This window comes from Xanthobacter sp. DMC47 (genome assembly GCF_056313845.1).
In genome coordinates this window covers 1,410,004-1,423,270 of sequence record NZ_JBQUZM010000001.1, presented here as the reverse complement: position 1 = coordinate 1,423,270, position 13,267 = coordinate 1,410,004, and the positions used below count along the sequence as shown (strand labels likewise).

Sequence of the window (13,267 nt, the reverse complement as noted above, 5' to 3'; positions counted from 1 at the left end):
TCCGCCGCGCTGCCGCCGAATGGCACCAACACACAAAGGGGGGCGCGGCCATGGTCCGGGACGACAGTTTCTCGGCGGACGAGCGCACCGCCATCTACCGCTGCATCGCCGCGCGGCGGGACGTGCGCCGGAACTTCCTGCCCGATCCGGTGCCGGACGCCGTGCTCGCCCGCGTCCTCGCCGCCGGCCATGCGGCGCCCTCGGTGGGCTTCCTGCAGCCGTGGAACTTCATCGTGGTGCGCTCGGCCGAGACGAAGGCGGCGCTGCACGACGCCTTTTCCCGTGCCAATGCCGAAGCAGCCGCGATGTTCGAGAGCGAGCGGGCGCAGCTCTATCGCACGCTGAAGCTGGAGGGCCTGCGCGAGGCGCCGCTCCTCCTGTGCATCACCTGCGAACGGGATCGGGCGGGGCCGGTGGTGCTGGGGCGCACCCACCAGAGCGAGATGGACATCTATTCCACAGTCTGCGCGGTGCAGAACATCTGGCTGGCGGCACGGGCGGAAAATCTGGGCGTCGGCTGGGTGTCCATCCTGGACCTCGCCGACCTGCACCGCATCCTCGCCATTCCGGACCACATCGTGCCCGTGGCGCTGCTGTGCGTGGGCTATGTGGATGGGTTTGCGGCGACGCCCGACCTCGAGCGCGCCGGCTGGCGCCAGCGCCTGCCGCTGGAGGAGCTGGTGTTCGCGGAGCGATTTGGTGCGCGGGAGAAGGCAGGGACTTAAGTTCCGCCCGCCTCAGCGGGCGAGGGCGACCTGCTGGCCGGTCTCGGCGATGGTGCCGACGTAATGGTTGGGACCATCCGGCTGGAGCCGGGCGGTGACCTTGCCCTGATGGTTCTGCAGCACGATGTCCGAGCCCATCATGTCCCAGCCCTTGGTCATGAAGATCTCGCTGGGGCAGGAGACATCGGCCTGGGCGGAGAGGCCGCTGAGGCCGCGGTCGGTGCCGAGGCGGACCGGGCAAGAGGCCTTGCCGCCATCCCACGAGAAGCTCCAGGCGCCGGAGACCTGCTCCTTCGCCGCGCTGGGGGCGAAGGCGGTGGCGCCGGGGTTGGCCGGAGGCGGGGTGAGGGGCACGTTGGAGGCGGTGGTGCGCGGCGTGATGGCGCCGGTAGCGGTGTCGGCCGCGGCGGTGGACACGTTGCCGGGCACGGGCGAGGATTCGACCGCACCCGTCGGCGCCGTGAGCACGCGATTGGCCGCCGTGGCGGACGGCTTCGCCCCGAAGCCGTCAAGCTCCGTGCTGCACCCGCCAAGGGTCAGCGCCAGCGCCGCCGTAACCAGAACCACCTTCATCCATTATTCTCCGGACGTGTCCGCAACCTAGCGCCTCCGCACCAAAACCGCCACCCGCCCCTGAGTGGCTCGCACGGGACGCCATCGACGTTCGGACCGCAACTGACGGGCGCAAACCCTAGCCGGCTGCGGGTAAACGCACCCTTTCGGGAGATCGTGGCAGTAGCAAGGCTGATGATGTATCTAAATACCGATCCAGGGCGACGGATGGACGCGATGGTTAAGGCGGTTTAATCACGTGCGCACCTTGGCGGCAGGATATTCCGCATCATTCTGCTGTCCTTTCCTTGCTCGGAGCTTTCCATGGCCATGCTCGATCCCCGCACGCTGACCCTCATCGTGACCGGCGCCACCTCGGGCATCGGCGCCGCCACCGTCCGCCGCTTCGCGAGCGCCGGATCGAAGGTGGTGGCGGTGGGCCGCCGGGCCGACCGCCTGGAAGGCCTCAAGGCCGAATTCGGCGACCTGATCCTCCCGCTGGAACTCGATGTGCGGGACGAGAAGGCGACCTTCGAGGCCTTCGCCAGCCTGCCGGCGCCGTTCGCCGACTACAACATCGTCTTCGCCAATGCCGGCCTCGCGCTCGGGCTCGAGCCCGCGCAGAACGCGGATCTGGATGAGTGGAAGACCATGGTGGAGACCAACATCACGGGCCTTCTCACCACCGTGCGCGCGAGCCTGCCGGCCATGGTGGCGCGCAAGGAGGGGCATGTGGTGTTCACCGGCTCCGTCGCCGGCGACTACCCCTATTTCGGCGGCAACGTCTACGGCGCCACCAAGGCCTTCGTGAAGCAGTTCTCCCTGAACTTGTGGGCGGATGTGGCCGGCACCGGCGTGCGCGTCACCAACATCGAGCCGGGCCTGGTCGAGACCGAATTCTCCGTGGTCCGCTTCTCCGGCGACAAGGGCAAGGCGGATCAGGTCTATGCCGGCTATACCCCCATGACCGGCGAGGACATCGCCGAGCAGGTGTATTTCGCCTGCACCGTGCCCCGCCACGTCAACATCAACCGCATCCAGTGCATGGCCGGCCAGCAGACCTTCAACGGCCTGACCGTGCGGCGCGATCCTGCCTGAAGGACGTGACCGGGGCGGGGGAAATCGGGTGGCCGGGCCTTGCGGCGCCTGCTGAGATGGGCAACGCTCGATCAGAAGGAGACGTGCCGTGCTGGCGCTCGATGCCCCCGATCTCATCCTGCCCGCGGCGGCGCCGGCGCTGACGGCGACGCCTGCCGCCCCGCTCGACATCGCCGCCCGCGACTACGACGTGGTGCGCCGGGCGGTGGAATACATCTCCTGCAACGTGCGCCGGCAGCCGGAAGTGGAGGAGATCGCCGCCGCCACCGGCGTCTCCGCCCGTGCGCTCACCGACCTGTTCCGCCGCTGGTGCGGGCTTACGCCCAAGGCGTTCCTCCAGGCGGTGACGCTGGACCGTGCCCGGCGCATCGTCGCCGAATGTCCCAACGTGCTCGATGCCGCGCTGGAGCTGGGCCTGTCCGGTCCCGGACGGCTGCATGACCTCTTCGTGGTGCATGAAGCCATGTCGCCGGGTGAGTGGAAGACCGGCGGTGCCGGCCTCGTCATCCGCTTCGGCTTCCATCCCTCGCCCTTCGGGCAGGCGCTCGCCATGTCCACGCCGCGCGGCCTCTGCGGCCTCGCCTTTGCCGATCTTGGGGAGGAGGCGGCCGCGCTCGCCGACATGCGCTCGCGCTGGCCCAACGCCACCTATGTGGAAGACCCGACAGCGACCGCCTCGCTGGTGGCGCAGATCTTCGATCCCGCATCCTGCCGGGGCGACCAGCCGCTGCGCATCGTCTTCATCGGCACGGATTTCGAGATAAGGGTGTGGGAGACGCTGCTGCGCATCCCCATGGGCCGGGCCACCACCTATTCCAGCATCGCCGAGCATGTGGGACGGCCCAAGGCGGCCCGGGCGGTGGGCGCGGCCATCGGCAAGAACCCCATCTCCTTCGTGGTGCCCTGCCACCGGGTCATCGGCAAGAGCGGCGACCTCACCGGCTATCACTGGGGCCTGACGCGCAAGCGCGCCATACTGGGCTGGGAAGCTGCGAAGGTGGAGCCCAAGGGGGAGTGAGGGGGGACTAGCCCACCCAGCCCCGCAATTCCCGCTCCACCACGGTCCTCAACACCCGCATGCCCTCGTCGCCCGCATTGAGGCAGGGGATGGCGGCGAACTTCTCGCCGCCCGCGTGCTCGAAGATCTCGCGGTTCTCGACGCCGATCTCCTCCAGCGTCTCCAGACAGTCGGCGACGAAGCCGGGGTTGAACACGGCGAGCCGCTTCACGCCGCTCTCGGCCAGCGCCTTCACCGTCTCGTCCGTATAGGGCTTGAGCCATTCCTCGCGGCCGAAGCGGGACTGGAAGGTGAGGCGGAAGCGCGTCTCATCCATGCCGAGGCGCGCGCGCAGCAGGCGGGCGGTCTTGGCGCACTGGCAGTGATAGGGGTCGCCCTTCATGAGGTAGGACTTCGGCACGCCGTGGAAGGAGGCGAGGATCACCTCGGGCTCGAAGTCCAGCGCCGCCAGATGCCGCTCGAGGTCGCGGGCCACCGCATCGATATAGACCGGATCGTCGTGCCAGGGCGGGGCGACGCGTAGCGTCGGCTGCCAGCGCATCTCTTTCAGCGCGTCGAAGGCCTTGTCGCAGACCGTGGCCGAGGTGGCGGCGGCATATTGCGGATAGAGCGGCACGAGCAGGATGCGCTCGCAGCCCTGCGCCTGCAGCGCGGTGAGGCGCTCGGCGATGGGTGGCTTGCCGTAGCGCATGGCGAAATCCACCACGACGCGGTCATCGATGCCGGCGTAATGGGCGGCAAGCTTTTCGGCCTGGTCGCGGGTAATGGTCTTCAGCGGGCCTTCGTTGCGCGCGTTGTTCCAGATGCTCGCATAGTCGCGGCCCTTGGGGCCGGGGCGCTTGGTGAGGATGATGGCGTTGAGCACGAACCACCATAGCGCCCGGTTCACCTCGATCACCCGGCGGTCCCAGAGGAATTCCTTCAAATAGGCGCGCATGGACCAGTAGTCCGTCGCCTCCGGTGTGCCGAGATTGACGATGAGCACGCCGATGCGTCCGAAGGCGACCTTCGGATGGTCCTTGGGGAGATGGGTGGCATCGGGAGAAAAGGCGGGAGCGTCGATCATCGGGTCCTCGGCTGCTGCCGGTGAGATGGCGCCTCGGCCGGGGCGCGTCAATGCGCCCGCAGGCGCCGCCATCATACGCAGCGGGTGCCACGCTGGATGGCCGCTGCGGCGGAATCGATGACGGCCCGGACGGCAGGTGCCGCCGGACGGATCAATCGCCGGATGATGAGGTGAGGGATGGTGGGCGCGACAGGGATCGAACCTGTGACCCCTACGATGTCAACGTAGTGCTCTCCCGCTGAGCTACGCGCCCCCTCGCAGGAGCAGCCTCTATATCGGCTCGAAACGCCGGAGGCAAGGCGGGTGTATGTGAGAGTGTTCCGGCCTGTGGATGACGGGTCAGGCCGCTGCCAGCATCTTGCCCACCTCGCTCACGAGGTCGCGCAGATGGAAGGGCTTGGAGAGCACCTTGGCCTCGCTCGGCGCCTCGCCGTCGGCGTTGAGGGCGACCGCGGCGAATCCGGTGATGAACATCACCTTGAGGTCGGGGTCGAGTTCGGTCGCCCGGCGCGCCAGCTCGATGCCGTCCATCTCGGGCATCACGATGTCGGTGAGCAGCAGTTCGAACGGCTCCTCCCGCATGCGCTCGTAGGCGGAGCGGCCGTTGTCGCAGGACGCGACGGCGTAGCCCGCATTCTGCAGCGCCTTCACGAGGAAGCGGCGCATGTCGTTATCGTCTTCAGCGAGCAGGATCTTGGCCACGCCGCTTCCCCTGATGTCGTGTTCCGTCCACCCCCCGGCCGAAGCTGGGGGTTCATATGACTTGTCTGCCGCATTCGGGTAAATTCGGAGTGAAAGCCGCGCCACCCCTTCCCAAAAGGTGCTCAGCCGGGCCATCATTCCGCCGCTCGCCGGTGTGAATTCCGGAACTATTCCAAGGTGCTGGGTTCTTGATGACTGCCTGCCTCGCCGACACCATTGAACCCGCTTTCGAGGTGCTCGCTCCGGACGAGGCGCACGCGCCCTTCCTCTTTAACTCCCCGCATTCCGGCCGCATCTATCCGCGCAGCTTCGTCGAGCAGACACGTCTCGACTTTGCAACCCTGCGCCGCTCGGAAGATACGTTCGTCGACGAATTGTTCAGCGATTGCATCGCGCTCGGCGCGCCGATGATGCGGGCGCTGTTTCCCAGGTCCTTCCTCGATCTCAATCGCGAGCCCTACGAGCTCGACCCGCGCATGTTCGATGGCCGCCTGCCGCCCTTCGCCAACACGCGGTCGATTCGCGTCTCGGGCGGGCTTGGCACCATCGCCCGGGTGGTGGGTGACGCGCAGGAGATCTACCCGCGCCGGCTCGCCGTGAACGAAGCGCTGGAGCGCATCGAGACCTATTACAAGCCCTACCACCAGACCTTGCGCCGCCTCGTGGGGCGCATTCAGCGAGAATGGGGGCTGGCGGTGCTGGTGGATTGCCATTCCATGCCCTCCACCTCCGCGCGCGACGAGGTGGCGCGGGCGGATTTCGTCATTGGCGACCGCTACGGCACGAGTTGCAGCGAAGTGGTCACCGACGCCATCGAGCGCTCCCTCATCGCCCGCGGCTACCGGGTGGTGCGCAACAAGCCCTATGCGGGCGGCTACATCACCGAGCATTACGGAAATCCCTCTGCCGGGCTGCATGCGGTGCAGATCGAGCTGAACCGCAGCCTCTACATGGATGAGGCCGTCTATGAGCGGAACAGCGGGTTTGCGAGCGCTCAGGCCGATATCCGCGCGCTGATGGGGGATCTTTTCACGGCTGTTGCCGAGGGCCTTGCTTCGCCCCGTGCGGCAGCTGAATGACAAAGCCCTGCATTTTTGCATAAGGTGCCTTGCGTTTTTCGTATGGCAAGGCTACCTATTGCGCACGGTTTGCGGGGGATTACCCCGCCACCATCGAATTCCGGCCCGGACACGCTTCGCCATGCGAAGAGGCCCGCTGAGACACGGGATCGAACATCGCGGCGCAAGACCGCATCCAGGGATGGAACGAGAGGGGCCTAGACAGGGCGGCAGGTGACGGCGAATGCCGGATCGACCAGCCCAAAAAGAAAGGGGCCGTCCGCGTGAGCAGACGGCCCAAGTCTAGGGAGGAAACGCCCAAGGAGGGCAGCGACACAGCGACGCCAATCGCCGTGTCGCAATGCACAAATAGCCGAGTGCAGTGCCATAAATCAAGTGCGCGTTTGTCGCAGTCTGGTATACCACGGCAAGTAATTGATCTTTATAGGGATTTATTTTCTCTGGCCAAGCCCGGGCTGGGCCCCGCGCGATGGGGCCGCTCAAAAAAATCGATAGACGAATACGCTTGGTCCGACTCGGCCGTGCCGGGATGGCCGGCCTTTCCATGTGCGGATGTTGCGCGATGCCGAAGCTCGCAGAGGCTGCCGGTCGATCGGGGCCCAGGCGCAGGTAGACGCGGCGGGCTGGCAGATGCGCGCGAGCAGATGCGCGGGATCGGCCTCAGCCGCAGCTTGTCGTCACGCGCGAAGTGCGGAGGCTGGCTCGGGCAGTGCTGGGTAGAGGGCGGCGGGCTTGGCCGCATCTCCTGCCTCGGCGTGAGGGGCCGAAAAAGAAAGGGGCCGCTGACGAACAGCGGCCCAAGTCTAGGGAGGAAACGCCCAAGGAGGGCAGCGGCACCGCAACAAGCAATGCCGCGCTGCATCAATATGACGAACGGACCCCTCTGCATCAAGTCCGTGACAGGCAGATAGTTTGTGCATCTGTCCAACATTTAAAACCATTTATTTTCATCTTGTTGCGGCGGGCCTGCCCAATCTTTGCGCGCCCTGCCCGCCGGATCTGCCGCAGGCGCGGTCATCCCGCACCGCCGTTATGGCGCGGGATCACCACCACCCGGATTCGGCCGCTGCCGTACCGGACCTCCGCGGAGGGAGCGGCCTTTCCTCGCAGATTTCCCTTGGCAGCCGCCACCGCCCGCGCTTTCTTGCCGGCGCGGGCGCCCTCGGCCCGCCCGACTGTTCCGGAGCGCTCATGACCGCGGTCGATTTCGACGCCTTCGTCCACCAGCTTGCGACCGTCTCCGGCGAGGCCATCCTGCCGTTTTTCCGCACGGCGCTGGGCATCGAGGACAAGAGCGCCGGCCGCGCCTTCGATCCGGTCACCGAGGCGGACCGGGCGGCCGAGCAGGCCATGCGCGCGCTCATCCGCTCCACCTTTCCGGCCCACGGCATCATCGGCGAGGAATTCGAGAACGTGACGGCGAGCGCGCCCTATACCTGGGCGCTCGACCCCATCGACGGCACCAAGTCCTTCATCGCCGGCCTGCCCGCCTGGGGCACGCTGATCGGTCTCCTGAAGGAGGGCGATCCGGTCTATGGCATGATGCACCAGCCGTTCATCGGCGAACGCTTCTTCGGCGACGGTGGCGCGGCGCGCTATCGGGGACCGGCCGGCGAGCGCCTGCTCGCCACCCGCGACTGCGCCCGGCTGGAGGATGCGGTGCTCTACACCACCAGCCCCCGCCTGATGAACGACGAAGACCGCGCCGCCTTCGGCACGGTGGAGGAGCGAGTGCGCATGTCGCGCTACGGCGGCGATTGCTACGCCTATTGCATGGTGGCGGCGGGGCTCATCGATCTTGTCATCGAGACCGGCCTGCAGGATCACGACGTGATCGCCCTCGTGCCCATCATCGAAGGGGCGGGCGGCGTCGTCACCAGCTGGGAAGGCGGTTCGCCGGTTGCGGGCGGCCGGGTGGTCGCCGCCGGCAGCCGCAAGGTGCATGAGGCGGCGCTGCGCCAGCTCACCGGCGGCTAAGCCCGCGCGGCGCCTGAGCGTGGCAAGGCAACACCAGCCCGCGCGGCGCCTGAGCGGTGCGACGTAAAACTTCTCAGATCGGCGTGCCCGGAATGAAGGCGTCGAACGCGGCCCAGAACTGGGCGCGGAAGATGTCGCGTTCCATGAGCAGCTCGTGCCGGCTGGCCGGCACCACCACATGGGCGCCGGCGATGAGCCGGGCCGAGAAGTGCTCGATGGCCTTGTTTGAGACCAGCCTCTCGCCGCCCGCCGCGATGATGAGCAGCGGCTGGCGGATGCGCGGAATCACATCGGGATGGGTCAGCTCCGCCATGGTGGCATAGGCACCCGCCAGCCAGCCGATGGTCGGCGCCCCGAGATCGAGCTGCGGATAGGCGGTCACGAGCGCCTGCGTGCGGTCGAACCGGCTCCGGTCCGAGGTCAGCGGATTGCCCTCGAACTTCAGCCGGGCGAGCGTGCGCCCGCGTCCACCCGGCACGAAGGCACGGGCGAAGCCGATGTGGGAGAGCACGGTGGCTGTCGGCCGCACGATGCCTTCGAACGGCACCGAATCAAGCCCCAGCATGGGGGCGCTCAGCACCATGCGGTCGAACCAGCGCTGCCCCTCCAGCACGGAGGACAGGAGGATGGAGCCGCCCATTGAGTGGGCGAGCGCGAAGTGGGGCGGCGGACAATCCGGCAGCAGCACCTCGCGGGCGAAGGCCTCGAGGTCCAGCAGGTAATCGGAAAAGCGGGTGACGTGCCCCTTCAGGCGGTTGCGCAGCAGGCGCTGCGAGCCGCCCTGTCCCCGCCAGTCGAGCAGCGCCACGGCGAAGCCGCGCGACCTCAGCTCGCGCACCACCTCGAAATATTTTTCGATAAACTCGCAGCGGCCGCTGAACAGGGCGACCGTCCCCTTCGCCTTGCCCTCGGGCAGGAAACGGGCGAAGCGCAGGCGCACGCCGTCGCGGGCGGTGATCTCGCCCTCGATCGCGCCTTCGGGCACCGGATTGTTCGGCAGGGAATAGAGCGTCATGAGGCTCGCAGCGATGGAAGGCGGGCGGGCTGAGGGTTACACGCCGGGCGCCCGCTTCACAATCGCCCTCTCGCCAGGAGCCGCGCTCAGCGCGGCCCCCCGGAGCCGATGATCTGCATGCCGCTGATGTCTCCGCTGGCGGCATCGAGCACCAGGCGCACCCGCTCGCCACGCGGGCCGGTCGCTTCGGCAAGAAAGCTCTGGCCGCGCTGGCGGACGGCACTGATCTGGCGGAAGCCGCGGGCTTCCAGGCTCGGCGCGACGGTCTCTGCGGTGAGCGGATGGGGGCCGGCGGGGGCGGTCTGGTAGGGCCGGTAGGCGCGCGGGGCGATGGCGCCGGGCAGCAGCGTGGCCTCGTCCGGCATCTGGGTCGCGGTGACGGAGGCTGCGCGCGCGATCGGCGCCGCGGGAAGGCCGATGGCCCCGGCCGCACTCGGCGGATAATGCATGTGCAGGGGTGGAGGCTGCAGGGGCGGGGGCTGCATGGGTGGGGGCTTGGCCGGCACGGCCGTCTGAGCGCCGGCCGAAACCGCGGGCTCGGCGCCGCACTGGGCGAGGGCCCGCGACGTTGGCGGCGCGAGCGCCATCAGGAAGAAGGCCGCACAGGCGGCCGCACAGGCCCGCATCGCCCGACCTCCCCTTGCTCCCCGCCTCCTCACCGGATGACGCCGCGGACGGAGCAGATGTCGTTGGGGAAAAGTCTATCCGAGGTGCGTGAACGCCGGCCGGCCGGGGCGTTCATCGCGTGTTCAGATTGCGGCCCGGGCACCCCCTTGACGCCCGAAACGGGCCTACCCACATCCGAAAAGGCGCCGGGCAGAGACCTGACGGCGCCCTGACCGGACCCGGCTTTATGCGGGTCCCGCATGTCGCTTCAAAGGAGGATATGCCATGCGTACGTTTGATCTTGCTCCGCTGTACCGCAACACCGTTGGCTTCGACCGGCTGTTCTCGCTGCTCGATTCCGTCGGCGGGGTGGACGCGGCGCCTACCTACCCGCCCTACAACATCGAGCGCACGGGCGAGAACGCCTATCGCATCACGGTGGCCGTGGCGGGCTTCACCGAGGCCGAACTCGGCCTCGAAGTGAAGGAGAACACCCTCACCCTCAAGGGCGAGAAGACGGCGTCCGAGGCGTCCGAGGGCGCCCAGGTGCTCTATCGCGGCATCGCCGCGCGCGCCTTCGAGCGTCGTTTCCAGCTCGCCGATCATGTGGAGGTGAAGGGCGCGGTGCTTGAGAATGGCCTGCTGCACGTGGACCTCGTGCGCAACATTCCCGAGGCCAAGAAGCCCCGCATCATCCCCATCGCGGGTGGGGCGTCCGCTCCCAAGACGATCGAGGGAGCGCCGGTAGAGAGCGCCGCACAGGCGGCCTGACCGGCGGCACTGAAAGGCGGGCAGCGGCCCGCCGAAACAGACTGGAGGGCGGTGCGTATGCGCCGCCCTTTTTCGCGTGGAGCGGTCGTATGAAGCGTTCGCGAGGCGCGGTTGCATGGCGTGGTTGCGGCGGGCAGGGCTTGATCTTGCCGCGCCGCCGGGAGAGGAGGGGGCACCGTTCTGCTTCTCTCCTGCAAAGGTCGCTGCCGTGTCCGCCCCCCGCAAGGTTCTCATCACCACCCGCCTGTTCGATGCCGCCGCCGCCGAATATCTTGCGGAGCACGGCTGCGTCGCGGTGCCCTCTGGCCTGCCGGGCGATGCGCTCGATGCCGACATTCCCGATGCCGAGCTGAGCGCGCTGCTGGAAGGTGCAGAGGGCTGGATCGTCGGCATGCGCGCGGTGACGCGGGAGATCCTTGCCGCCCATCCCGATCTGAAGGTCATCGCCCGCCGCGGCGTCGGCTATGACCGGGTGGATGTGCCCTCAGCCAAGGCACTGGGCCGGGTGGTGACAATCGCGGCCGGGGCCAATGACGATGCGGTGGCGGACCACACCCTGGCGATGATCCTTGCCCTGCTGCGCCGGCTGAAGGAGAGCGACCGCGCCATCGCCGCCGGCAATTGGCGGGTGCTGAGCGGCTTCGACCTCACCGGCAAGACGGTGGGCCTCGTCGGCCTCGGCCGCATCGGCAAGGCGGTGGCGCGGCGCCTGCACGGATTCGGCACCAAGGTGCTGGTGGCGACCCGCACCCCCGACCCAGACTTCCCTTTCGTGGACTATGTGCCGCTGGAGGATCTCATCGCCCGGAGCGACGTCATCAGCGTGCACGCTCCGCTGACCCCCGAAACGCACCACATGATCGGTGCCGCCGCGCTCGCTGCCATGAAGCCCCATACGCTGGTCATCAACACTTCGCGCGGCGGGCTCGTGGACGATCGGGCGCTGCTGGCGGCGCTGGAGGCGGGGCGCATCGGCGGCGCTGGGCTCGACGTGTTCGAGGCAGAGGCGGACCCCGCAATGCTGCCGGTTGCCGCTGCCCTGGCGGCGCGGGGCGACGTGGTGGCGACCGCCCATGCCTCCGGCTCGAGCGCCGAGGCGCTGGCCCGGGGCAACCTCATCTCGGCGCAATGCGTGGTGGCGGCGCTGGACGGGACCGAGTTCCCGCCCGGCTGCTTGATCGCCGACGGGCGCTGAGATCCGCGCCCCCTCTAGCCGCCGCTGATGGCGGTGAGCACGAACACATCCGCGCCGGGCCGCAGCGGCGTATCCAGCCGCGCCCGGCGGCCGTCGACGAACACGTTGATGTGCCGGCGGATGGCGGGGCGTTCGTCGCACAGCCGGTCGCGCATGCCCGGCCACAGGGCCTCCAACTGGCCCATCAGCTCCTCGACGGTGCGCGCGTCCAGCTCCACATAGGTTTCCCCGTCCGGGAACAGCCGGACGAGATGCGCCGGCAGGCGCACCTTCACCGGCGCGGGGGCCTCCGCCACCATCAGGCGTCAACCACCAGCGTCTCCACGGAGGAGATGGTGGGCAGGTGCTCCGCGAGCCGCGTCCAGCTCTCCCCCTCGTCGGCGCTGGCGTAGATCTCGCCCGAGCTGGTGCCGAAATAGACGCCGGCCGGCTCCAGCGTGTCCGTGGCCATGGCCTGACGCAGCACGTTGAAATAGGCATCCTGCTGCGGGAGGCCCGTTCGCAGCGCCTGCCATGAGGTGCCGCCGTCGCGGGTGCGCCAGACGGCGGCCTTCGCCTCCGGCATGAAGCGGCCGGCGGTGTCGCCGTTGAGCGGCACGAGGAACAGCGTCTCCGCATCGCGCGGATGGGCAGCGGCGGGAAAGCCGAAGCTGGAGGGCAGGCCCTGTTCGATGCTCTGCCACGAGACGCCGCCGTCGTCGGAGCGGTACATGCCGCAATGGTTCTGCTGGTAGAGGCGGTGGCGCAGGCCCGGCGCCTTGACCACGCAATGCACGCACTGGCCATGCTCGGGATAGCGCTGGCCCTCGGGCATGTAGTCGGCGCGGGTGCCGCGGTTGCGCGCGCTCCAGGTGCGCCCGCCGTCGGCGCTGTGGAAGACGCCGGCGGCGGAGATGCCGACCCACAGCGCCTCCGGATCATCCGGATCGAGCACCAGGGAATGCAGGATGAGACCCGCCCCGCCGGGGTTCCATTCGGCGCGGGAGGGATGCTTCTGCAATCCGTCGAGCGCCGTAAAGGTTTCGCCGCCATCGTCGGAGCGGAACAGGCCGGCCGGCTCGACCCCGGCATAGAGCACGCCGTCCGCGCCGGGCGCGAGGCTCCACACGGATTTCACCGGCGCCTCGCCCTCGGCTGCAGCCAGGCCGCGCGAGGAATGGGTCCAGCTGGCGCCGAGATCGTCCGACTGCCACACCGCCGGCCCGAACCATTCATTCCCTCCGCCGGCATAGATGCGGCCGGAGGCGCGATCGCCCATCACGTGGTTGGTCGGCCAGGTGTCGCAGAAGGGACCGCGCAGCGCCCAGCTTTTCCGGGCGGGGTCGCTCTCCAGGATGAACGCGCCTTTTTTCGTTCCGATCAGGATGAGCACCTTCTGCGTCATCTCTTGTTCCTCCCTCGGCCCGAGCTGGGGGCCGCTCCGAGGACGCGGGCGCAGGCGACGCGCCGACACGGCGGGGATA

The 13,267-nt window shown here is 68.4% G+C and carries 14 protein-coding genes and 1 tRNA gene; 7 read left to right on the top strand and 8 right to left on the bottom strand.

The genetic code is table 11. The features are described from left to right. Nucleotides 1-50 precede the first annotated feature (50 nt). Nucleotides 51-725: a 5,6-dimethylbenzimidazole synthase gene (gene bluB, locus ACT54R_RS06585; RefSeq protein WP_476324716.1), complete on the top strand. Its 675-nt coding sequence runs from the start codon at nt 51-53 to the stop codon at nt 723-725. Nucleotides 726-737: 12 nt separating this feature from the next. Here bluB and ACT54R_RS06580 read toward each other — a convergent pair whose 3' ends face one another. Further along, a complete protein-coding gene (locus ACT54R_RS06580) occupies nt 738-1,298 on the bottom strand; it encodes an AprI/Inh family metalloprotease inhibitor (protein WP_168459324.1) in 561 nt (186 codons plus the stop codon). 303 nt (nt 1,299-1,601) lie between these two features. Here ACT54R_RS06580 and ACT54R_RS06575 point away from each other — a divergent pair, with 303 nt between their 5' ends. Beyond that, nucleotides 1,602-2,375, top strand: coding sequence for an SDR family NAD(P)-dependent oxidoreductase (locus ACT54R_RS06575; RefSeq protein WP_168459325.1), 774 nt, complete (start codon nt 1,602-1,604; stop codon nt 2,373-2,375). A gap of 88 nt (nt 2,376-2,463) precedes the next feature. Beyond that, complete coding sequence (locus ACT54R_RS06570; protein WP_476324713.1) at nt 2,464-3,393, top strand: methylated-DNA--[protein]-cysteine S-methyltransferase; 930 nt, start codon at nt 2,464-2,466, stop codon at nt 3,391-3,393. Between the two features lie 7 nt (nt 3,394-3,400). On the opposite strand, the gene hemH is transcribed toward ACT54R_RS06570, so the two are convergent. The 3 genes from hemH to cpdR form a co-directional block, all read right to left on the bottom strand. After that, entirely contained in the window at nt 3,401-4,459 is a 1,059-nt protein-coding gene (gene hemH / locus ACT54R_RS06565; protein WP_476324711.1) for a ferrochelatase, read from the bottom strand. A 178-nt stretch (nt 4,460-4,637) separates the two neighbouring features. After that, a tRNA-Val gene (locus ACT54R_RS06560) sits at nt 4,638-4,712 on the bottom strand. 86 nt (nt 4,713-4,798) lie between these two features. After that, nucleotides 4,799-5,161: a cell cycle two-component system response regulator CpdR gene (cpdR, locus tag ACT54R_RS06555; protein ID WP_168459327.1), complete on the bottom strand. Its 363-nt coding sequence runs from the start codon at nt 5,159-5,161 to the stop codon at nt 4,799-4,801. Between the two features lie 191 nt (nt 5,162-5,352). Here cpdR and ACT54R_RS06550 point away from each other — a divergent pair, with 191 nt between their 5' ends. Both ACT54R_RS06550 and hisN read left to right on the top strand, forming a co-directional pair. After that, nucleotides 5,353-6,240 (top strand): N-formylglutamate amidohydrolase, encoded by an 888-nt coding sequence (locus tag ACT54R_RS06550; RefSeq protein ID WP_476324709.1) that lies wholly within the window; start codon nt 5,353-5,355, stop codon nt 6,238-6,240. Nucleotides 6,241-7,431: 1,191 nt separating this feature from the next. Then, complete coding sequence (gene hisN, locus ACT54R_RS06545; RefSeq protein WP_168459328.1) at nt 7,432-8,217, top strand: histidinol-phosphatase; 786 nt, start codon at nt 7,432-7,434, stop codon at nt 8,215-8,217. 73 nt (nt 8,218-8,290) lie between these two features. Here hisN and ACT54R_RS06540 read toward each other — a convergent pair whose 3' ends face one another. Then, nucleotides 8,291-9,232 (bottom strand): alpha/beta hydrolase, encoded by a 942-nt coding sequence (locus ACT54R_RS06540; RefSeq protein ID WP_168459329.1) that lies wholly within the window; start codon nt 9,230-9,232, stop codon nt 8,291-8,293. Between the two features lie 86 nt (nt 9,233-9,318). After that, complete coding sequence (locus tag ACT54R_RS06535) at nt 9,319-9,858, bottom strand: hypothetical protein (protein ID WP_476324706.1); 540 nt, start codon at nt 9,856-9,858, stop codon at nt 9,319-9,321. Nucleotides 9,859-10,123: 265 nt separating this feature from the next. On the opposite strand from ACT54R_RS06535, the gene ACT54R_RS06530 reads away from it, so the two are divergent. Both ACT54R_RS06530 and ACT54R_RS06525 read left to right on the top strand, forming a co-directional pair. Then, a complete protein-coding gene (locus ACT54R_RS06530) occupies nt 10,124-10,609 on the top strand; it encodes an Hsp20 family protein (protein ID WP_476324704.1) in 486 nt (161 codons plus the stop codon). Between the two features lie 208 nt (nt 10,610-10,817). Beyond that, a complete protein-coding gene (locus ACT54R_RS06525; RefSeq protein WP_476324702.1) occupies nt 10,818-11,804 on the top strand; it encodes a phosphoglycerate dehydrogenase in 987 nt (328 codons plus the stop codon). A gap of 14 nt (nt 11,805-11,818) precedes the next feature. Here ACT54R_RS06525 and ACT54R_RS06520 read toward each other — a convergent pair whose 3' ends face one another. Together ACT54R_RS06520 and ACT54R_RS06515 are read right to left on the bottom strand one after the other, a co-directional pair. Beyond that, nucleotides 11,819-12,103 carry a MoaD/ThiS family protein gene (locus ACT54R_RS06520; protein ID WP_168459333.1) on the bottom strand — a complete coding sequence of 95 codons (285 nt, stop codon included), beginning with the start codon at nt 12,101-12,103 and terminating at the stop codon, nt 11,819-11,821. Next, nucleotides 12,103-13,188: a WD40/YVTN/BNR-like repeat-containing protein gene (locus tag ACT54R_RS06515; RefSeq protein ID WP_476324700.1), complete on the bottom strand. Its 1,086-nt coding sequence runs from the start codon at nt 13,186-13,188 to the stop codon at nt 12,103-12,105. Before ACT54R_RS06515 ends, ACT54R_RS06520 begins: the two co-directional genes overlap by 1 nt. Nucleotides 13,189-13,267 lie beyond the last annotated feature (79 nt).